We start from the raw sequence: 20,015 nt of genomic DNA, 5'->3' as shown, positions 1-20,015 counted from the left end.
TTGATTTTTGGCACGCTGTTGAGTTCTCAAGGAACGGACGCTTCCTTCGTACTCACCCTCTCGGGCTTTCCTCCGGGCTTTCCCTTCGGTCTTGCTTTTCCGACTCTATCAGATCTTTCCGATCCGATTTCCTCGGTGCTTTCCGGTCCCATTCGCTTTCGCTCCGGGCCCTTCCGGCGGTTCCGACTCTATCAGATCCTTTCGGCGTCTGATTCCCAGTCAGCGGGGTTTGTCTTTCCGGCTGTTGGGCCGTTCCGACGTCTCAAACTCTAGCGGATTCCCCCGGCGACTCATAATCGAGCCATTCGAAATGAATTTCGGCATGCCGAAATTCGTCCCGGTGGGGAGATCGTGCGGAGTAGAGGTGCCGCTCTCAGCGGCGGAGGTGGTTGTCGAAGAACCGTTCCGGCTCTGTGACAACTCGGAGAACACTACGCATCGGGGAGGGGCGTGTCAACCCCCCTCCGATGGCCCCCGGGACGCCGGCAGGGCGCCGGGGAGGAGCGTCAGTCCAGGTCCGTCAGGCGGCCGCCCGCGTCGGGCTGGGTGAGCTCCACGCGGCGGAGGAGCCGGATGAGGACGTCGCCGAGGATGCCCCGCTCGTCCGAGGTCAGGTCCTGGAGCAGCTCCTCCTCGAAGTCCGTGGCCATGCGCATGGCCTCCAGCCACTTCGAGCGGCCCTCGTCGGTGAGCTCCACGATCACGCGGACCCGGTTGTTCTCGTCGCGGTCGCGGGTGACCAGACCCTCTCCCGCCATCCGGTCGATGCGGTGGGTCATCGCGGCCGGGGTGAGGCCGAGCCGCTTGGCGAGCTCGCCCGGGCCGAGCCGGTAGGGCTCGCCTGCGAGCACCAGGGTCTTGAGGACCTCCCACTCGGCGTTGCTGATGCCGAGGTCGGCGAGCTGGCGTCCGTACGCCACGTTCATCCGTCGGTTCAGCCGGCCGAGGGCCGAGACGACCTTCTCCACCTGGGGGTCGAGGTCGTGGAACTCGCGCTGGTAGGCGGCGATCTGCTCGTCGAGGCTCGGCTCCTGGTGAGCCTGCGGGCCGGACCGCTCGGGGGTGTCGGACATGCAGGCGAGTATCCCACGGTTCTCGTTGGCGTTGAAGTCCTTCGGTGTGTACTGTTAAGGCTCGAACTTTAGTGTTGAAGTCTTCAAGGTTCAGGGTTACACCTCTGAACCTGCGACCTGAGTGGGTGAGTGTGACCAAGGCGAGGGGCGCAGCGATGCGCCGTATTCAGGCAGGCAGCGCGCTGAGCGCGTTCGGACTCGGCTTCACCGTGCCGTACCTCTATGTGTACGTGGCGCAGGTGCGGGATCTGGGCGCGGCCACGGCGGGCATCGTGCTCGCCGTCTTCGCCATGGCCGCGCTCGTGGTCCTGCCGTTCAGCGGGCGGGCCATCGACCGGCGCGGGCCGGTGCCGGTCCTGCTGGTCGCCTCGGTCGCCGCCGCCGTGGGTGCGGTCGCCATGGGCTTCGCGTCGAGCGTGCCCGCGGCCGTGGGGGCCGCGGCGCTGCTCGGTGCCGGTACGGCCGTGCTCCAGCCGGCCCTCGCCACGATGATCGTCTGGTGCTCCACGCCGGTCGGGCGCACCCGGGCGTTCGCCATGCAGTTCTTCCTGCAGAACCTGGGCCTCGGTGTCGGTGGTCTGATCGGCGGTCTGCTGGTGGACACCAGCCGGCCGGGCAGCTTCATCCTGCTGTTCTCGATCGAGGCGGCGATGTTCCTGGTCCTGGCGGCGATCGTCGGCACCGTGCGGATGCCGGGTTCCCCGGCGTTCCAGGGCGCCCGTCCGACCGAGGGCGGGAAGGGCGGCGGTGTCCGCGCGCTGCTCGGGCACAAGGCGATGGTGCAGCTGTGCGTCCTCGGCTTCGTCCTCTTCTTCGCCTGCTACGGGCAGTTCGAGTCGGGTCTCGCCGCGTACGGCACGGAGGCCGCCGGCATCCAGCCGTCGACGCTCGGCATCGCGCTGGCCGCCAACACGGCGGTGATCGTCGCCGCCCAGTTCCTGGTGCTCCGGTTCGTCGAGCGCCGCAGGCGGACCCGGGTGATCGCGGCCGTCGGTCTGATCTGGACCGTGGCCTGGCTGATCGCCGGGTACGCGGGGCTCGGGCACGGCAGCCAGGCGATGGCGACGGCGGCGTTCGTCTCCACGTACGCGCTGTTCGGGCTCGGTGAGGCGATGCTGTCGCCGACCGTGGCCCCGCTGGTCGCCGATCTGGCGCCGGAGTCGATGGTCGGGCAGTACAACTCGGCGTTCGCGCTGGTCAAGCAGCTGGCCCTGGCCGTCGGCCCCGCCGTGGGCGGGCCCATGGGGGCCGCGCTGCACGGTCCGTACATCGTGACGTTCGTGCTCTTCTCGCTCGGCATCACGTTCCTCGCGGTGCGGCTGGGCAGGCAGCTGACCCCCGAGCAGAACCAGCCGTCGCTCGCCGTGAAGCCGTCCCGGGTCGTGGCGCAGCACCTGCCCGAGAAGGAGACCGCCGCCGCCTGACCTACTGGTCGGGCAGGGCGAACTCGCACCAGACCGCTTTGCCGCCGCCCGGTGTGCGGCGGCTCCCCCAGGACGAGGCGATCGTCGCGATGATCGAGATTCCGCGGCCCGCCTCGTCCTCCGATTCCGCCCTGCGGCGACGCGGCAGGTGGTCGTCCCCGTCCGTGACCTCGATGATCAGGCGGCGGTCGGTGCGGCGCAGGCGGAGCCGCATGGGCGGGGTGCCGTGCTGGAGGGAGTTGCCCACCAGCTCACTGGTGGCGAGGACGCCCAGGTCGCGCAGTTCGACCGGGAAGCGCCAGGACGACAGGACCCCGGAGGCGAAGGCACGCGCGCGGGGGGCCGCCTCCACTCCACCGAGGAGTTCCAGGGCCGCGTTGTGGAAGAGCTCCGCGTCCGCCCCTCTGCGGGACGGGTGCTGGACGACCAGGACGGCCACGTCGTCGTCGTGCTCCGCGGTCACCCCCAGGGAGCGGAGCAGCCGGTCGCAGACCACCTGCGGGGTGCCGCTGGCGCCGGCCAGGGCGCGGGCCAGGGCGGCGACGCCCTCGTCGATGTCCTCGCGGCGCCGCTCGACCAGGCCGTCGGTGTAGAGGACGGCGGTCGAGCCGGGCGGCAGGGCGATGGATCCGGAGGTGTGCAGCCAGCCGCCGGTGCCCAGGGGCGGGCCCGTGGGGTCCTCGGCGCGCCGGACCGTGCCGTCCTCGTCGCGGACGAGGATGGGGAGGTGGCCCGCGGAGGCGTAGACCAGCTTCCCCTCGCTGGGGTCGTGGATCGCGTACACGCAGGTGGCGATCTGGCTGGCGTCGATCTCGGCGGCGAGGCCGTCGAGCAGCTGGAGCACCTCGTGCGGGGGCAGGTCCAGGCGCGCGTAGGCCCGGACGGCGGTGCGGAGCTGGCCCATGACGGCGGCGGCGCGCACGCCGCGGCCCATCACGTCGCCGATGACGAGCGCGGTGCGGCCGGCGCCGAGGGTGATCACGTCGTACCAGTCGCCGCCGACGGCCGCGTCGGTGCCGCCGGGCTGGTAGGTCGCGGCGATCCGCAGGTCGTCGGGCTGCTCCAGGTCCTGCGGGAGCAGCGAGCGCTGGAGGGTGACGGCGGTCTCGCGGTGGCGGCGCTCGCTGGTCCGCAGCCGTTCGGCGGCCTCGGCGTGGTCGGTGACGTCCGCGGCGTGGACGAGGACTCCGCCGCCTTCGAGGTGCTCGCTCTCCACGGGCAGGCAGGTCACCGTGTACGAGCCGCCGTCCTGGGTGCGGCGGGACTTGACCGTGCGCGGCTTGCCGCTGCGCAGCACCTGGTCCATGAGGGGCAGCAGGCCGAGCTCCTCGGCCTCCGGGCAGGTGTCGGCGACGGGGGCGCCCGCGGGGCGGGGGCCGAAGGCGGCGGCATAGGCGTCGTTGACGTACGCGATGCGGTGCTCCGGGCCGTACGCGAGGGCGACCAGGCCGGGGAGGCGGCCCAGGAGCTCCCGGACGGAGAAGTCCTCCAGGGCGGGTACGGCGACGGGTCCGCCCGCCTCGGCGGCCTCTCGGGCGAGGTGCTCAAGCTGCTGGGCGTACTCACCGCGGGCGGCGGGCACGGAGCCTTCGGTCCCCCGCGCCGCGCGGCGCTGTGTACCGGGGAGCCGGGCGCTCCAACGGGTGAAGTTCACGGATCTCTATGCCTCGTGGTGTCGGTGCCGTGCAGAGTCACGCTGTGCAGGTGTGAGCCCACCTATGGTCACACGTCCAGTGTGGACGAGTGCACTGACAGTGATGTCAGGACGACGGCTTGTCGCCGTGGTCGGGGGGTGGGGCGGCGGCGAGTTCGAATTCGGCGCGGGGGTGCTCCAGTGACCCGAGGGAGACGATCTCCCGTTTGAACAGGCCGGACAGGGTCCATTCGGCGAGGACCCGGGCCTTGCGGTTGAAGGTGGGCACCCGGCTCAGGTGGTAGGCGCGGTGCATGAACCAGGCCGGATATCCCTTGAGTTTCCGTCCGTAGACGTGGGCGACCCCCTTGTGCAGGCCGAGGGAGGCGACGGAGCCGGCGTACGCGTGCGCGTACTCCTTGAGCGGCCGGCCGTGCAGGGAGGCCGTGATGTTCTCGGCGAGGACCTTGGCCTGGCGGACGGCGTGCTGGGCGTTGGGCGCGCACTCCCTGCCGGGTTCCTTGGCGGTGACGTCGGGGACGGCGGCGGCGTCGCCGGCGGCCCAGGCGTGCTCGACTCCCTCGACGGCGAGGGCGGCCGTGCAGCGGAGCCGGCCGCGTTCGTTCAGGGGCAGGTCGGTCGCGGCGAGGAGGGGGGCGGGTCTGACGCCCGCTGTCCACACGACGGTCCGGGTGGGCAGCCGGGTGCCGTCGCTGAGGACGGCGATCCGGTCCTCGCAGGATTCGAGGCGGGTCTCCAGGCGTACGTCGACGTTCCGGCCGCGCAGCTCGCGGATGGCGTACCGGCCCATCTCCTCGCCCACCTCGGGCAGGATCCGGTCCGAGGCCTCGACGAGGACCCAGCGGAGGTCCTCGGGCCGGACGTTGTGGTGGTAGCGCGCGGTGTAGCGGGCCATGTCCTCCAGCTCGGCGAGCGCCTCCACGCCCGCGTAGCCCCCGCCGACGAAGACGAAGGTCAGGGCGGCGTCGCGGATCGCGGGGTCGCGGGTGGAGGAGGCGATGTCCATCTGCTCGATGACGTGGTTGCGCAGGCCGATGGCCTCCTCGACGGTCTTGAAGCCGATGCCGTGCTCGGCGAGGCCGGGGACCGGGAGGGTGCGGGAGACCGAGCCGGGTGCGATGACCAGTTCGTCGTACGCGAGGGCGACCGCGCCGGTGCCCTCCTCGGCGGTCGCGAGGGTGGAGAGCGTCGCGGTCCGCTTGGCGTGGTCGACGGAGAGGACCTCGCCGATGACGATCCGGCAGCGGTCGAGGACCCGGCGCAGCGGCACGACGACGTGGCGCGGGGAGATGGAGCCTGCGGCGGCCTCGGGGAGGAAGGGCTGGTACGTCATGTACGGCTCGGGCGTGACCACGACGATCTCGGCGGAGCCGGCTCTCAGCTCGGCCCTGAGCTGCCGCTGGAGGCGCAGCGCGGTGTACATGCCGACGTAGCCACCGCCGACCACGAGAATGCGCGCAGGTTCGGTCACTGTCCCATGACGCACCGCCGTCCGTGGTTTGTCCACAGCCCCGGCAAATTGTGTGACCGGAGGGGTACGGGGGCGTGGGGTGGCGCACGAGGGGGGTACGGGCGGAACGGCCCAGGTCAGGGTGGCCGTGCCGGGCTCGGTGGGGGGCTGGAATCGGGAGTGTTCCGGTCCTTGCTCCGATCGGGGGGCGCACCGTACGGAACTCCCCCTTCTGAATTGACCCCGACTCAACTATGTTCGTAGTTCGTCGGGGTGTCGGACGGGAGCGCGTGGACCGCTGCGCTCGTCCTCCGGAACCCCTTTTCAGGGCGGGGAGTCTCCGGGGGGAGACATCATGAGCGGGGGAACGCTTATGCATATTCAGGATTCACGATGGCAGGCGGGCGCCGGGACGGCGACCGTGGACGACGGCCCGCACGCGGGCGTCGTCGGCTCCGAGCGCCACGGCGCTCCGGTGGTCGGCAGGTCCGCGCCGCTGCGGGTGGACGCCCAGCGCAATCTGGAGCACGTCCTGCGGGCCGCGCGCGAGGTGTTCGGCGAGCTCGGTTACGGGGCTCCGATGGAGGACGTGGCGCGCCGCGCCCGCGTCGGCGTCGGCACCGTCTACCGCCGCTTCCCGAGCAAGGACGTACTGGTCAGGCGAATAGCCGAGGAGGAGACCGCCCGGCTGACCGAGCAGGCGCGGACCGCGCTGGGCCAGGAGGACGAGCCGTGGTCGGCGCTCTCCCGGTTCCTGCGCACGTCGGTGGCCTCCGGGGCGGGCCGGCTCCTTCCGCCGCAGGTGCTGCGGGTGGGCGTCGACGACGTCACCGTGCTGCCGCTCGGCGCCGACTCTCACGAAGCGGACGAGGCGGCGCGGGTGCCGCACCAGCGGGGTGTCGGCGAGCAGGCGGACGTGCACGTGGTCGCGCCGCGGGCCGTTCCGGCGGAGGAGAAGGACGACGCGGGCGCCGCGGAACTCCTCGAGGTGGTCGGCCGGCTGGTCGACCGGGCGCGGGAGGCGGGTGAGCTGCGGACCGACGTGACCGTGGCCGACGTCCTCCTCGTCATCGCCACGGCCGCTCCGGCGCTGCCGGACGCGGTGCAGCAGGCGGCGGCCTCGACGCGCCTCCTCGACATCCTGATCGAGGGACTGCGCTCCCGGTAGGAGACGGCCGACGACCGCCCGCGCTCCGGCGCGGGCCGGGCTTCTCCGTGCCGTGGGGCCGGGGCGGGTGCTCCGGGCGGGTCGACGAGCATGACACGAACGTGTGATCGGTTACGCCCGGATACCCGAAGTCGCCCCGGACGAGTGGTAAGTGGCCGCGGCGCCTCGGGGTGCCCGCGCTCTGTGGCAGGCTTTCCCGGTGTTCGGGTCCGAGCGTGCGTACGGGGGCTTCCGCGATGAGCGGTGACAGTCGGGACGAGCCGCTGGGCGGCCCCGCCGAGGCGGGGGACGCGCCCTCCCGGCAGGTGCCGAACCAGGGCGGACCGGGCGGACTCTCCGGCGCCGCGGACCCGGCCGGGCCGGGAGCCGCCACCGCCCCCACGGGCCCGCCGGGGTCGCCCGCCGCGGGCCCGGTCGTACCGCTCGACGCCAGCGTCCCGCAGCAGCGCGAGGGCAAGACCTCCGGCCGGCCCGCCGCCGGGGGTCCCGTACCAGGGGCAGGTCCCCGGTCCGAGCCGCCCGCCGAGGACGAGCACGCGTACCAGCACGACACCGTCCTCCCGCCGCCCCGCGAACTCCCGCCCTCCGACTCCGACCTCGTCCGCCTCATGCGGGAGGGCGACGACTCCGCGTACGAGGAGCTCTTCCGCCGCCACTCCGACGCCGTCCGCCGGTACGCCAGGACCTGCTGCCGGGACGCGCACACCGCCGACGACCTCACCGCCGAGGTCTTCGCCCGCACCCTGCAGGCGGTCCGCGGCGGAGCCGGACCCGAACACGCCGTGCGCGCCTACCTGATGACCACCGTCCGTCGCGTCGCCGCGAACTGGACGAAGACGCAGAAGCGGGAACACCTCGTCGAGGACTTCGCGGTGTTCGCGGCCGAGGCCGCCCGCTCCTCCGAGGTCTCCGACCAGACCGCGTCCTTCGGGGCGGGCCTCGACCTCGGCGCCGACGTACGGGCCATGCACGAGGCCGAGCAGTCGCTCGCCCTGCAGGCCTTCCGGTCCCTGCCCGAGCGCTGGCAGGCCGTGCTGTGGCACACCACCGTCGAGGAGGAGTCCCCCAGCGAGGTCGCCCCCCTCTTCGGCCTGACCGCCAACGCCACCGCCGTCCTCGCCAGCCGCGCCCGCGAAGGACTCAAGCAGGCCTACCTCCAGGCCCACGTCAGCCAGTCCCTCACGGCCGGCGGCGACTGCGCCCGGTACGCCGACCGGCTCGGCGCCTACGCCCGCGGCGGCCTGCGGATGCGGGCCGAACGCGGACTGCGCAAGCACCTGGACGAGTGCGCCAAGTGCCGGCTCGCCGCCGGCGAACTGGCCCACGTCAACGCCGGGATCCCCGCCCTGCTCCCGGTCGCCGTCATCGGCTGGTTCGCCGCCGGGTACTCCCTCAAGGCCGCCGGCATGGTCGCCGGCGGCGCCGTCGGCGCGGGCGCGGCCGGAGCCGCGGCCGCCGCCACCGGCTCCTCCGCGGGTGCGGCCTCCGGAGGCGCGGCCTCCGGCGCCGCCGCCGAAGGGCTCGGCGCGCCCGCGAAGGCCGGCATCGCGGCCGCCGTGGCCGTCGCCGCGGCCGCCGGCCTCGTGTGGGCCATGGCCGGGGACCCACAGCCCGTGGCCGCGCCCCGCGCCACCCAGCCCGTCGTCACCCCCGTCGTACCGGCGGACCCCGCGCCGCCGCCGGAGCCGACGCCCGAGCCCGTGCCGCCGCCCCCGCCCGTGACGTCCGAGCCGCCGGCGCCCGCCCCCACGCCCCCCGCGCCGACCCCGTCCGCGAAGCCCGCGCCGAGGCCGCCGTCCGCGAAGCCGACGCCCTCGCCGACGCCCCCGCCGCCCAAGCCCCGCCCCAGCCCGAAGCCCACGCCCACGCCCCGGCCGCAGAAGCCCTCGGCCACGCCGACGCCGCCGCCCGCCCCGCCGCGGGTCTACCGGGTCGACGAACTGGATTACGGGGTCCTCGGCGACGGCACCGAACCCGAGGTCGACCTCTCCGGCAGCAGCTGGCTGTGGCCGCGCCGCGACCTGTCCATCGACGGGACCCCGTACGCGTACGGGGTGAGCGTGCACGCGCCCTCGTCCCTGCTGATCCACCTCAACCGGCAGTGCACCGGCTACGACGCGATCGCCGGCGTGGACGACCTGAGCGCCCTCGTCGGCTTCGGCGGCGTCCGCTTCGCCGTGTACGGGGACGAGCGGCGGCTCTGGCGCTCCGACGTGGTACGGGCCGGCGACCCGCCGGTCCCGGTGCACGTCGACATCTCGGGCCGCCGCGCGATCCGCCTGGTGGTGGAGGAGTACACGCCGTTCGGGCGGGCCGTGGTAGCCGACTGGGCGCAGTCCCGGATCAGCTGCTCCTGACGGTCCCGTCCCACGGCGATCCGTCTGGTCCCGATTCGTCCGGTCCTGATCAGTCCGGTCCCGATCCGTCAGGTCCCGATCCGTCCGGTCCGGGCCGTGGGGCGACGGTCTCCGCGAGAGCGAGGACCTCGTCGACGCCGAGGCCCTCGCCCGCCGCGCGGGCGGCGGCGACACCCGAAGGCCCCAGCGCCGTGAGCGCCCGGTCGGTCACCTCCCGCAGGTCCTTCAGGCCGGGGACCGAGCGGGGGGTCTCGGCGCGCCAGCCCTCGACGGCCGTCATGACCGTGACCGCCAGGGCGGCCTCGCCCCTCGCGGACAGGACGACGCCGAGACACTCCCCCAGGCCCGCGACGAAGAACTCCGCGCACTGCGCGTCCCGCGCGCCGCGCAGCGCTCGTACGGCCGTGGCGACGGCGGACGGTCGCCCCTCACCCGCCTCGACGCGCGCGGACAGCCCCACGAACGCCGCCTCGAAGTGCGGTGGGGGCGCCCCGGTCGCGATCGTGCGACCCGCCTCCTCCAGGTGGGCGCGGGCCTCCGCGACCTCACCGCGGTACAGGGCCACACCGGCCCGCAGGAAGCGGACGAACACGCCGGTGTCCCGCACCCGGTAGCGCTCCGCCTCCTGGGTGGCCTCGTCGAGCCCCGTCTCCGCGGCCTCCATGTCCCCTTTCTGATAGGCCAGTTCGGCCCGGCGGGCGAGGAGGAACGGGGACTCGGCGTGCGCGCCGACCTCGCGGGCCAGCCTCAGGGCCTCCTCGTACGCCTCCCCGGCCTCCTCGGTGCGCCCGCGCAGCATGTGGGCCTCGCCCACCGCGCTCGCGATCTGGGCCCCCATCCAGCGGTCGCCGACCCGCCGGGCGAGGACGCGGAGCTCGGCCAGGTCCTCGTCGATGCCGGGCATGCCGCCGGGCATGTCGACGACCATGTGCGTACGGAACATGAGGCTGACGCCGACCTCCCAGTCACCGCCGTGACGCCTGCAGTTGGCGACGGCCTCGTCGAGGAGCGCGAGGACCACGGCCGGTTCCTCGGTGAGGTACGCGGTGAACGGCCAGAGCAGGCCGGGAAACCGGGCGCCCTCGGGGCCGGGCGGCTCACCGAACGCCGACCGCACGCGGCGGGCGAGCGCGAGCGGCTCCGGTTCCTGGAAGTCCCGCAGCGTGCGGCTCTCGACCTCCAGGAAGAAGTGCAGCATGCGCAGGCGCATCCGGGGCCAGTAGCGGGGGTCGCCGGGGTCGTCCGGGTCGTCGCCGAGCGCGACCGTGCGCTCGACCCAGGTCAGGCCCTCGGGCCGGTAGTTGCGCAGCCACCAGAACCAGCCCATGGCGAAGACCAGGCGGTGGGCGGCGGCCTCGTCCGGCGGCGGGCCGCCCTGCGCGGCCGGGGCGGGCGGCTTCGGGACGGTGCCGACGGTGCGGTGCAGGGCGGCGCGGATGTTGTCCAGGTCCCGCTCGATCCGCTCGATCCACGGGAGCTGCTCGGCCGAGCGGAGCTTCGGCTCGGCCTCCTCGGCGAGGGCCGTGAAGTGGGCGGTGTGGGCGGCCTCGGCGGCGGCGAGGAGCTCCGGGGTCTCGGCGGCGCGCTCGCTCGCGTACTCGTGGATGGTCTCCAGGAGCCGGTAGCGCATCTCGCCGCCCTCGACGGGGGTGGCGACCACCAGGGACTTGTCGACGAGGGCGCCGAGCGGGTCCGCGGCGCGCGGGCAGAGTGCCTCCGCCGCGGCGAGGTCCCAGCCGCCCGCGAAGACCGAGACCTGGCGGAGCAGGGTGCGCTCGTCGGGGTCGAGGAGGTCCCAGGACCAGTCGACGACGGCGCGGAGGGTCTGCTGGCGGGGCAGGACCGTGCGGGAGCCGGAGGTGAGGAGCCGGAAGCGGTCGTCGAGGCGGTCGGCGATCTGGCGCGGGGTGAGCAGCCGGAGGCGGGCGGCGGCCAGTTCGATCGCGAGGGGCAGGCCGTCGAGCCGCCGGCAGATCTCGTCGACGGCCGCGCCGCCGTCCCGTCTGAGGTCGACGTCGGGGCGGACGGCACGGGCCCGCTCGGCGAAGAGGCGGTGCGCGGGGTCCGGCGGCAGGGGTTCGAGGGGCCGGACCGACTCCCCCGGGACGCCGAGGGGTTCGCGGCTGGTGGCGATGACGCGGAGCTGCGGGCAGCCGGTGAGGAGGGTCTCGGCGAGGGCCGCGGCCGCGTCGATGACGTGCTCGCAGTTGTCGAGGACGAGGAGGAACGGGCCGCGGGCGAGGTGCTCGACCAGCCGGGCCGCGGGGTCGTCCTGGAGGGTCGTGCCCTCGCGGGTGATCAGGGTGACCTCGCGGAGCCCGAGCGCGGAGAGGACGGCGCCGGGGACGGCCTCGGGGTCGTCGAGCGGTGCGAGTTCGGCGATCCAGGCGGCGGGGGCGAGGGGGTCGGGGGCCGAGGTCCCGGCGCCGGGGGTGTGGTGCTCCGGCGCGGGCGCGTCGGTACCGGAAGGGGTGCCTGGGCTCTCGGAGGAGGTGCCGGGGGCCGCGGGCGGGGCGCAGGCGCGGCGGGCGGCCTCCTCGGCGAGCCGGGTCTTCCCCGAGCCGCCGGGGCCGGTCAGCGTGACGAGCCGGGCCTGCTCCAGATCCGCGTGGAGGGCGGCCAGCTCGGGCTCGCGGCCGACGAAGGAGGTGAGGCGGGGCCGGATGTTGCCGGAGACCGGCGCGGGGGCGGGTTGCGCGGCGGGAGTGGCGGGGGCGGGGTGCGCGGCAGGGGCGGCGCGGCCGTCGGGGGCGGCTCCCGTGCCGGGGTGCGAGCGGCCGTCGGGGGCGGCTCCCGTGCCGGGGTGCGAGCGGCCCGTCGCCGTGGGCGCGCGACGGGTCTCCGGTGCGGTGCCGGTGCCCCGCCGCGCGTCGGGCGGCCCGGCCTGCCGGGGCCCGGCGGGCGGCGGAGCCCAGGAGCCGCCGGTGCGGTCCGGCCCCTCCGGCACCGCGAGGAGTTCCCGGTGGAGGGCGGCGAGTTCGGGGCCGGGGTCGGCGCCGAGACCGTCGGCGAGGGTCCGGCGGGCCGACTCGAAGGCCGCGAGGGCGTCGGCGTGCCGCCCCTCGGCCCGCAGGGCCCGGATGAGATGGGCGCGGAAGGCCTCGTCGTACGGGTACGTGGCGGTGAGCTCGGTCAGTTCCGGTACGAGCCCGTCGGTGGCGCCCCTGCGCAGGTCGGCCTCGACGCGCCGGCGCAGGGCCGCGAGCCGCTGGGCCTCGGGGCGGACGCCGGCCGGGCCGGGCAGGTCGGCGAGGGCGGGACCCCGGAAGAGGCCGAGGGCCCGGCGGAGGAGGACGGCGGCCTGCTCGGGGTCGCCGGCGTCGAGGTGGGCGGCCGCGTCCTGGACCTGGCGCTCGAAGACGTACAGGTCGATGTCCTCGGGGGCGGCGACGAGCCGGTAGCCGGGTCCGGGGGTGGAGGCGACGGCGTCGCCGCCGATGGTCCGGCGGAGCCGGCCGACGAGGGCCTGGAGGGCGGCGGGGGCGTCCTGCGGCGGGGCGTCCCCGTACACGTCGTCGGCGAGCTCGGTGAGGGAGGCGGCCCGTCCGCCGCGCAGCGCCAGCGCGGCGAGCAGCGCGCGCAGCCGGGCACCGCCGACGGGGAGGCTGCGGCCACGGGGGTCGAGGGCCTCGGTGGTGCCGAGGATGAGATACCGCACCGGCTCATTGTGTCCGGTGGCACCGGCGTACGCCTCGGGGTTTCACCCCGGTGTGCCCTCCGGGTCCGGGCGTCAGAAGGCGGAGGTGTCCAGGTCGAAGCCGAGGGGGTGCGGCAGGGCGACGACTGTCCCCAGCTTGTGGATGGACTTGTGCCCGTAGTCGTCCCCGGAGGGCTCGGAGCACACGACGGCTTCACCCGCCTCACGGTCGATCAGCAGGGAGAGCGGGATGCACCCGCGCGCGTAGGCCCGGATCTTCTGGACCCGGTCGCGGCGCGCGGTGGACGAGGAGGTCACCTCGGCGACGAGCAGGACCGGGTCGGGTGCGTGCCACTCCTGCTGGTCGTCGAAGCTGCCTTTGGGGGCGATGACGAGGTCGGGGATGACTCTGACCGCGTCGGTGGTCCCGGGCAGGCTGAGGCCGATGCCCGTGTAGCGCCCGACGCCCTTGTCATGATCTCGGACCTGACCATTCAGCTCCGAGACGATCTCCTCATGCTCTCCGTTGGCCGGAGGTACCACGTGGATCTCCCCTTCGATCAGCTCCACGCGCCAGCCCTTGGGGGCAGCCGCACTGAACAGCTCGAAGGTCTCCTCAACAGTCGCACCCTCGCGGTCGGGCATGCCCTCGGAGAACGCGTCTTCCGGGACCGGCAGCGGCATCGGCATGCTGGACCTCCTTCGCTCGGTGCGACGCTCCCAGCTTAGGACGGGACCCCGCAGCGCTACGGGAGTCCTTCACTCGAACGAGCGTGCTGGGACGTTTCGCCCGGCGGGCGGGCTTCACGCCGGGAGGGACCTCGACGCCGGGACCAGGGGGCCCTGGACCGCGCGGTGGGCGCGGGGTTCGGTGGTGCTGGTCCAGCAGGAGCCCCGCCGGGCCATGAGGCGGCGGAGCCAGAGTTCGGTGGAGACGAGGTCGGCGAGGCCGTCCAGGGGGACGGAGGCGCCGTCGGCCGCCGAGCGGAGGGCCTCGCGGACCACCCGGGCCTCGATCAGCCCCGCGTCGGCGAGCAGCGGCGCGTCGAAGAGGGCGATCAGGTCGGGCAGCGCGGCACGCAGGCCCGCGCGCGTGGCGCCGGCCGGGACCGCCGGGTGGGGTGCGCCCCAGCCGGCGGGGAGGTCGTGGATGCCGGCGCCGGAGAGGACCGCGCGCAGGACGTTGGCCCGGGCGTCGGGCTGGACCCGGAGCGATTCCGGGAGGGCGCGGCAGGCCCGGACGACCTGGTTGTCGAGGAAGGGGGCGTGCAGGCGCTGGCCGCGGATCTCCGCGGCCTGCTCCAGGACCCGGTGGTCGGCCGCCGCCCGCGCGAGCGCGGCACGCGCACGTGCCTCGCCCGGGCGCTGGACCGACGCCGGCAGGGTCGCCGCCCGGTTCAGCCGAACCGATACTTCGGCCAGTGCCTCCCCCGTCAGCCAGCGCGCCGCGGGTCCCGGCCGGGACCAGGCGAGCGCCGACAGGGAGGCCTCCAGGGGGCCGAACCCGTCCGAGGCCGTGCGGTTCGCCTCCAGCACCCGCTGGGCGGCGGCCTCCAGGCCGGTCCGGTACGGGGTGCGGGCGAGCTTCCGCGCCGCCCGGTACACCGTGAGCGGCACCAGGAGCGAGCCCGCCGTCGGCCCCGAGGCCTTCGCGAGTGCCGTGACCGGGCGCACCAGGGAGCGCCGCCTGCGGTCCATCAGGAGGTCGGCGAGGCGGGCCGGGTGCGCGTCGAGGACCTGCTTGGCGCCCATGCCGGTGAAGTGGTCGGCGCTGCCGCCCGCGAGGCGTCTCCGGTGCCGCTCGGCCGTCACGAGCGCGGGCCCCGGCTCGTCGGTGAGCGGCCCGTCCAGCACGGCGTACGGCAGTGCCTCCTCGCCGCCCGCGACGACGACGTGGTGCAGGCGCGGGTCGGCCGCGATCGCCCCGGCCCGCTTCAGTTCGTCCTCCCGGCCGGAACCCGCGCGCGTGGCCAGGTCGTTGAAGGTGACGGCGAGGAGCCGCTCCCCCGCGCCCGTGCCGTGTCCGGTGATCGTGCCCGGCACCCCGGGGAGGCCCGCGGCGAGGAGGGCGAGCGTGCCGGAGGCGCTGCCGCCGGACAGGTCGGCCCCGATGCCGGGTGCCGGTCCCGCGCCCCGGGCCGCGCGCCGGTCGGCGGGCCCCATGCCGGGCACCGGGCCCGGGTCGGGCAGCGGGGCCTCGGGGGCGTGGCGCGGGGCGGTGAGCCGGGCGCGGACGGCCTCGACCAGGGCCTCTCTGACCCCTTCGACGGCCTGCCGGGGGTCGGTCTCGGCCGCGGCGACCGCGAGCGAGGCGACCTGCTCGTAGCCGGTGATCTCGCGCGAGCCCTCCCGCAGGATCAGCGCGTGTCCGGGCGGTACCCGCCGGACGCCCTCGTACGGGGTGGTGTCGCGGAGCGCCTCCGGGGTCTCGGGGCAGGCGAGCAGGGCGGCGAGGTGGCCGATGTCGAGCTGGGCCTCGACCAGGTCGGCGAGCGGGAGGGCGGCGGTGGCGAAGGCGGTGCCGCCGTCCCAGGGGGTGTGGAACACCGGCCGGGCGCCCGCGAGGTCACCGGTGACGGTGAGCCGGCGGCCGGCCTTGACGACCGCGGTGTAGCTGCCGGGCCAGGCGGTGAGGTGCCGCAGCGCGCCGCCGCGGGCGGTGAGCAGGCCGAGCCTCAGCTCCTCGTCGCTCGCGGCGCAGCAGCCGAGGACGGCGAGGCGGGTGTGGTCGTCGACGGCGACGACGCGCACCTCGTCGGGCCGCCAGTCGCCGACCGCCCAGAGCGGATCGGGGTCGCCCCAGAGGAGCTGTGCGCCCACCGGTTGCACCGTGCGCCCCTCGGTGGCGGACGTCCGGCCTCCGTAGCCGTGGGGGGCGCCCGGTCCGGAGCCGTTGCCGCCGTACGAGCCGCTCACCGACCCCGCCCGGGGTCCGGTCGTCGTTGCGAAGCCCGCGGCGACACTGCTCCAGCCCACCAGCCATCGCATCGGCGCCTCCGCATCCGTTTCGGTGGGAGACATGCTGCCACGACAACGGCGCACGGGGCGGGGTCCGGGTGCACGCGCGCGAAAGCCGAATGCGCCCCTGGCATGGGCCAGTTGGACACCGACGTCATTCGGCCAAATATCGCCCCTCCGGTGGGGGGCCTGGAGGCGTCCGGGGCGTCCGCCCACGCACGAGGCGGCACACCGGCCACCGGCAGCCCGGGAGGCGCTCCCGCCTCCCGGGGCCGTCCGCCGCCCGCGGGGAATGGGGCGGCGGTATCCCCCAGCCCACTGGTCCGGGACACTTTCCCGGCCGAGCGGGCCGACCCACGCACCCCTCATGGAAGCGCTCCCCCGGCCGGGCCGAGAGAGCGCACGGCCGGGCGCACGGCCACACGGCGGGAGCACGAGCCGGGCACCCCGGCCCGCCTGTCGGTCTTTCACACAACAATCTCGCCATACGGAACACCGCCCCTTAACGGTAGGGATGCGGCGAACTACGCTGTGTTTACGAATGCCGCACGCCTATGCCCGGCGTCGTGGCGGCCGTCTGGGTTGTCGAGGGGTGGCGTCATGTCCAGGGAGCAACGCGGGCCGAACGAAAAGCTCGGCACGGTTCTCGCCCTCGCGGGAATCAGCAACGCCGGGCTGGCCCGGCGCGTCAACGACCTCGGTGCGCAGCGCGGTCTGACACTCAGGTACGACAAGACCTCGGTCGCCCGGTGGGTGTCCAAGGGCATGGTGCCGCAGGGCGCCGCGCCGCATCTGATCGCCGCCGCGATCGGACAGAAGCTCGGCCGGCCCGTGCCGCTGCACGAGATCGGGCTCGCCGACGCCGACCCCGCGCCCGAGGTGGGCCTCGCCTTCCCGCGCGACGTGGGCGAGGCGGTGCGCTCCGCCACCGACCTGTACCGGCTGGATCTCGCCGGGCGCCGGGCCGGCGGCGGGATCTGGCAGTCGCTCGCGGGCTCCTTCGCGGTCAGCGCGTACGCCACGCCCACGTCCCGCTGGCTGATCACCCCGGCCGACCCGTCCGTGGAGCGCGAGGCACCGCGCCCGCCGGGGGTGGGGCTCGCGGGCGGGGCGGGCGCGCCGGGGACGGCGGGCGGTGCGGCCGCCGGGGAGCACGTGCGCGTGGGCCACAGCGACGTCGCCAAGCTCCGCGAGGCCGCCGAGGACGCGCGCCGCTGGGACTCCAAGTACGGCGGCGGGGACTGGCGCTCGTCCATGGTCCCCGAGTGCTTACGGGTGGACGCGGCGCCGCTGCTGCTCGCCTCGTACTCCGACGAGGTCGGCCGGGCCCTCTTCGGCGCCACGGCCGAGCTCACCCGGCTCGCCGGCTGGATGGCCTTCGACACCGGGCAGCAGGAGGCCGCCCAGCGGTACTACATCCAGGCCCTGCGGCTCGCCCGCGCCGCCGCCGACGTGCCCCTCGGCGGCTACGTCCTCGCCTCCATGTCCCTCCAGGCCACCTACCGGGGCTTCGCCGACGAGGGCGTCGACCTCGCCCAGGCCGCCCTGGAACGGAACCGGGGGCTCGCCACCGCCCGGACCATGTCCTTCTTCCGGCTCGTCGAGGCACGCGCGCACGCGAAGGCCGGCGACGGGGTCGCCGCGGCGGCCGCGTTGAAGTCCGCCGAGGGCTGGCTGGAGCGCTCCCGCGAGGGCGACGGCGACCCCAGCTGGCTGGGCTTCTACTCCTACGACCGGTTCTGCGCCGACGCCGCCGAGTGCTACAGCGACCTGAAGGCGCCGCGCGAGGTGCGGCGCTTCACCGAGCAGGCGCTCTCGCGGCCGACGGAGGAGTTCGTCCGCTCGCACGGCCTGCGGCTCGTGGTCTCCGCCGTCGCCGAGCTGGAGTCGGGCAACCTGGACGCGGCCTGCGCGGCGGGCACGCGCGCGGTGGAGGTGGCGGGGCGGATCTCGTCGGCGCGGACGACCGAGTACGTACGGGATCTGCTGCACCGGCTCGAACCGTACGGGGACGAGCCCCGGGTGATGGAGCTGCGGGAACGGGCGAGGCCGCTGCTCGTCGCACCCGCGTGAGGGGCGGGACCGCCGGTCGCCGCACCCGGGGCTCGGGGCGTGACCTGCGTCTCGTGCCGCCGTGCGAGGTTTCACGGGATTGTCAGTGGGCCAGTGCACTATCGGGGGTGGGAGGTGGCGCTGGTGTTTGACTGCGACGTGCTGGTGATCGGCGGTGGGATCGTCGGTCTGTCGACGGCGTACGCCCTGACGCGCGCCGCTCCCGGCACCAGGGTCACGGTGCTGGAGAAGGAGCACGCGCTCGCGAGCCACCAGACCGGGCGCAACAGCGGGGTGATCCACAGCGGGATCTACTACCGGCCGGGGTCGCTCAAGGCCCGGTTCGCGGTCGAGGGCGCGGCCGAGATGGTCAAGTTCTGCGCGGAGTGGGACATTCCGCACGAGGTGACGGGCAAGCTCGTCGTCGCGACCGCGCGCGAGGAGCTGCCCCGGCTGCACGCGCTCGTGCAGCGCGGCAGGGAGAACGGCATCCCGGTGCGCGAGCTCGGCCCGGCCCAGATCAGCGAGTACGAGCCCCGGGTCCGGGGCCTCGCCGCGATCCACGTCGGCACGACCGGCATCTGCGACTACGGGGCGGTGTCCCGGCGGCTCGCCGAGTCCTCGGGGGCCCGGATCCTGTACGGGGCGGAGGTCACCGTCATCGACCGGCGGCCCTGGGGGGTCGCCGTGCGGACGGCGGACGGCCGGGTGGTGCGGGCCCGGGTCCTGGTCAACTGCGCCGGGCTGCACTGCGACCGGATCGCGCTGCTCGCGGGCGACGACCCGGGCATGCGGATCGTGCCCTTCCGCGGCGAGTACTACGAGCTCCGGGACCCCTCGCTCGTGCGGGGCCTGGTCTACCCGGTGCCGGACCCCGCCTTCCCGTTCCTCGGGGTGCACCTCACGCGGGGGATCGACGGCGGCGTGCACATCGGGCCGAACGCGGTCCCGGCGCTCGCCCGCGAGGGGTACGACTGGTCGGTCGTCCGCCCGCGCGAGCTGGCCGGCACGCTCGCGTGGCCCGGCTCCTGGGCCATCGCCCGGGCGCACTGGCGGTACGGGGCGGGGGAGCTGCGGCGGTCGGTGTCGAAGCGGGCCTTCACCGAGGCGGTGCGGCGGCTGCTGCCGGTGGTCTCGGAGGCGGACCTGCGACCGGCGGACGCCGGGGTGCGGGCGCAGGCGGTGCTGCGGGACGGGACGCTGGTCGACGACTTCCTGATCCGGGAGGCGGCGCGGACGGTCCACGTGCTGAACGCTCCCTCGCCCGCGGCGACGGCGTCGCTGCCGATCGGCCGCGAGGTCGCGAACCGGGCACTGGCCCTGCTGTAAGGGGCCGCGCGGGGGACGGCCGGCGTCCCGCGCGGGTCCCCCGGGCCCGCCCCGGACGGACCCGGCGGGCCCGCCGGCCGCGGACCGGCGCCTTAGGATTGGCGCATTGTGTCTGAGCAGCCAGAGAACATCGCGCGTCCCGCCGACGCCCCCGCCGAGTCCGTACGGCCCGTCACGCAGCGCGGCAGTCAGCGGTTCGCGGCCGGCGAGGGCCCCCTGCCCGATCCCGCCGGGTCTCACCACGAGCGGCGCATCCGCAGCTTCCAGCCGCGGCGCAGCCGCGTCACCGCCGGCCAGGCGGAGGCCCTGCTGAAGCGGTGGCCCGACTGGGGTCTCGACATCGACGGCAAGCAGGTCCTCGACCTCGGCGAGATGTTCGGAGGGCTGCCCGTCGTCCTGGAGGTCGGCTTCGGCATGGGCGAGGCGACCGCCCAGATGGCCGCCGCCGACCCGGGCACCGGCATCCTCGCCGTCGACGTCCACACCCCCGGCCAGGGCAACCTCCTCGGCCTCGCCGACCGAAACGGCCTGGACAACGTGCGGGTCGCCAACGGCGACGCGATCATCCTGCTCCGCGAGATGCTCACCGCGGACTCCCTCGACGGCTGCCGCGTGTACTTCCCGGACCCCTGGCCCAAGGCCCGCCACCACAAGCGGCGGCTCATCCAGCCCGAGTTCCTCAGCCTCCTCGCGACCCGGCTCAAGCCCGGCGGCGTGCTGCACTGCGCCACCGACTGGGAGTCGTACGCCGAGCAGATGCTGGAGGTGCTCTCGGCGCACCCCGACTTCGAGAACACCCGGGCCGACGGCGGCTTCGCGCCCCGGCCCGACTTCCGGCCGCTCACCCGCTTCGAGGGGCAGGGGCTCGACAAGGGCCACGTGGTGAACGACCTCCTCTTCCGCAGGAAGTGAC

The 20,015-nt window shown here is 74.9% G+C and carries 13 protein-coding genes; 7 read left to right on the top strand and 6 right to left on the bottom strand.

The genetic code is table 11. From position 1 onward, the window contains the following. Nucleotides 1-273: hypothetical protein (locus tag ACF09E_RS29540; protein WP_392208452.1), on the top strand; the 273-nt coding region annotated here is incomplete at its 5' end. Nucleotides 274-506: 233 nt separating this feature from the next. Here ACF09E_RS29540 and ACF09E_RS29535 read toward each other — a convergent pair. Continuing rightward, a complete protein-coding gene (locus ACF09E_RS29535; protein ID WP_392208450.1) occupies nt 507-1,073 on the bottom strand; it encodes a MarR family winged helix-turn-helix transcriptional regulator in 567 nt (188 codons plus the stop codon). Nucleotides 1,074-1,228: 155 nt separating this feature from the next. Here ACF09E_RS29535 and ACF09E_RS29530 point away from each other — a divergent pair, with 155 nt between their 5' ends. Continuing rightward, entirely contained in the window at nt 1,229-2,497 is a 1,269-nt protein-coding gene (locus tag ACF09E_RS29530) for an MFS transporter (RefSeq protein WP_392208448.1), read from the top strand. Nucleotide 2,498: 1 nt separating this feature from the next. Here ACF09E_RS29530 and ACF09E_RS29525 read toward each other — a convergent pair whose 3' ends face one another. Next, the gene (locus tag ACF09E_RS29525; RefSeq protein ID WP_392208446.1) at nt 2,499-4,151 is read right to left on the bottom strand and encodes a SpoIIE family protein phosphatase; all 1,653 of its coding nucleotides are present in this window, start codon (nt 4,149-4,151) and stop codon (nt 2,499-2,501) included. 106 nt (nt 4,152-4,257) lie between these two features. Beyond that, a complete protein-coding gene (locus tag ACF09E_RS29520) occupies nt 4,258-5,622 on the bottom strand; it encodes an NAD(P)/FAD-dependent oxidoreductase (protein WP_392208444.1) in 1,365 nt (454 codons plus the stop codon). A 334-nt stretch (nt 5,623-5,956) separates the two neighbouring features. Between ACF09E_RS29520 and ACF09E_RS29515 the strand changes: the two genes are divergently transcribed. After that, complete coding sequence (locus ACF09E_RS29515) at nt 5,957-6,769, top strand: TetR/AcrR family transcriptional regulator (protein ID WP_392208442.1); 813 nt, start codon at nt 5,957-5,959, stop codon at nt 6,767-6,769. Nucleotides 6,770-7,005: 236 nt separating this feature from the next. Continuing rightward, nucleotides 7,006-9,126, top strand: a complete 2,121-nt coding sequence (locus ACF09E_RS29510) for a sigma-70 family RNA polymerase sigma factor (protein ID WP_392208440.1) — start codon at nt 7,006-7,008, stop codon at nt 9,124-9,126. A gap of 49 nt (nt 9,127-9,175) precedes the next feature. Here the strand turns inward: ACF09E_RS29510 and ACF09E_RS29505 are convergent, their stop codons facing one another. The 3 genes from ACF09E_RS29505 to ACF09E_RS29495 all read right to left on the bottom strand — a co-directional run bounded on the left by ACF09E_RS29505 (nt 9,176) and on the right by ACF09E_RS29495 (nt 15,751). Further along, nucleotides 9,176-12,784: a BTAD domain-containing putative transcriptional regulator gene (locus tag ACF09E_RS29505; protein WP_392208438.1), complete on the bottom strand. Its 3,609-nt coding sequence runs from the start codon at nt 12,782-12,784 to the stop codon at nt 9,176-9,178. Between the two features lie 72 nt (nt 12,785-12,856). Beyond that, nucleotides 12,857-13,447 (bottom strand): Uma2 family endonuclease, encoded by a 591-nt coding sequence (locus ACF09E_RS29500; RefSeq protein WP_392208473.1) that lies wholly within the window; start codon nt 13,445-13,447, stop codon nt 12,857-12,859. Nucleotides 13,448-13,567: 120 nt separating this feature from the next. Beyond that, nucleotides 13,568-15,751 (bottom strand): asparagine synthase-related protein, encoded by a 2,184-nt coding sequence (locus tag ACF09E_RS29495; protein ID WP_392208471.1) that lies wholly within the window; start codon nt 15,749-15,751, stop codon nt 13,568-13,570. A 570-nt stretch (nt 15,752-16,321) separates the two neighbouring features. On the opposite strand from ACF09E_RS29495, the gene ACF09E_RS29490 reads away from it, so the two are divergent. From ACF09E_RS29490 to trmB, 3 genes are all read left to right on the top strand, one after another. Beyond that, on the top strand, nt 16,322-17,794 hold the full coding sequence (locus tag ACF09E_RS29490) for an MFS transporter (RefSeq protein ID WP_392208436.1): 1,473 nt from the start codon (nt 16,322-16,324) through the stop codon (nt 17,792-17,794). Nucleotides 17,795-17,917: 123 nt separating this feature from the next. Continuing rightward, the gene (gene lhgO, locus ACF09E_RS29485; protein WP_392208434.1) at nt 17,918-19,102 is read left to right on the top strand and encodes an L-2-hydroxyglutarate oxidase; all 1,185 of its coding nucleotides are present in this window, start codon (nt 17,918-17,920) and stop codon (nt 19,100-19,102) included. 108 nt (nt 19,103-19,210) lie between these two features. Continuing rightward, nucleotides 19,211-20,014, top strand: a complete 804-nt coding sequence (gene trmB, locus ACF09E_RS29480; protein ID WP_392208432.1) for a tRNA (guanosine(46)-N7)-methyltransferase TrmB — start codon at nt 19,211-19,213, stop codon at nt 20,012-20,014. The last annotated feature ends 1 nt before the right edge of the window (nt 20,015 follow it).

This window comes from Streptomyces sp. NPDC014891, from assembly GCF_043081085.1.
Lineage (GTDB): Bacteria > Actinomycetota > Actinomycetes > Streptomycetales > Streptomycetaceae > Streptomyces.
The sequence above is the reverse complement of the archived record's forward strand: the minus strand, read 5'-3'. Positions and strand labels throughout refer to the sequence as shown.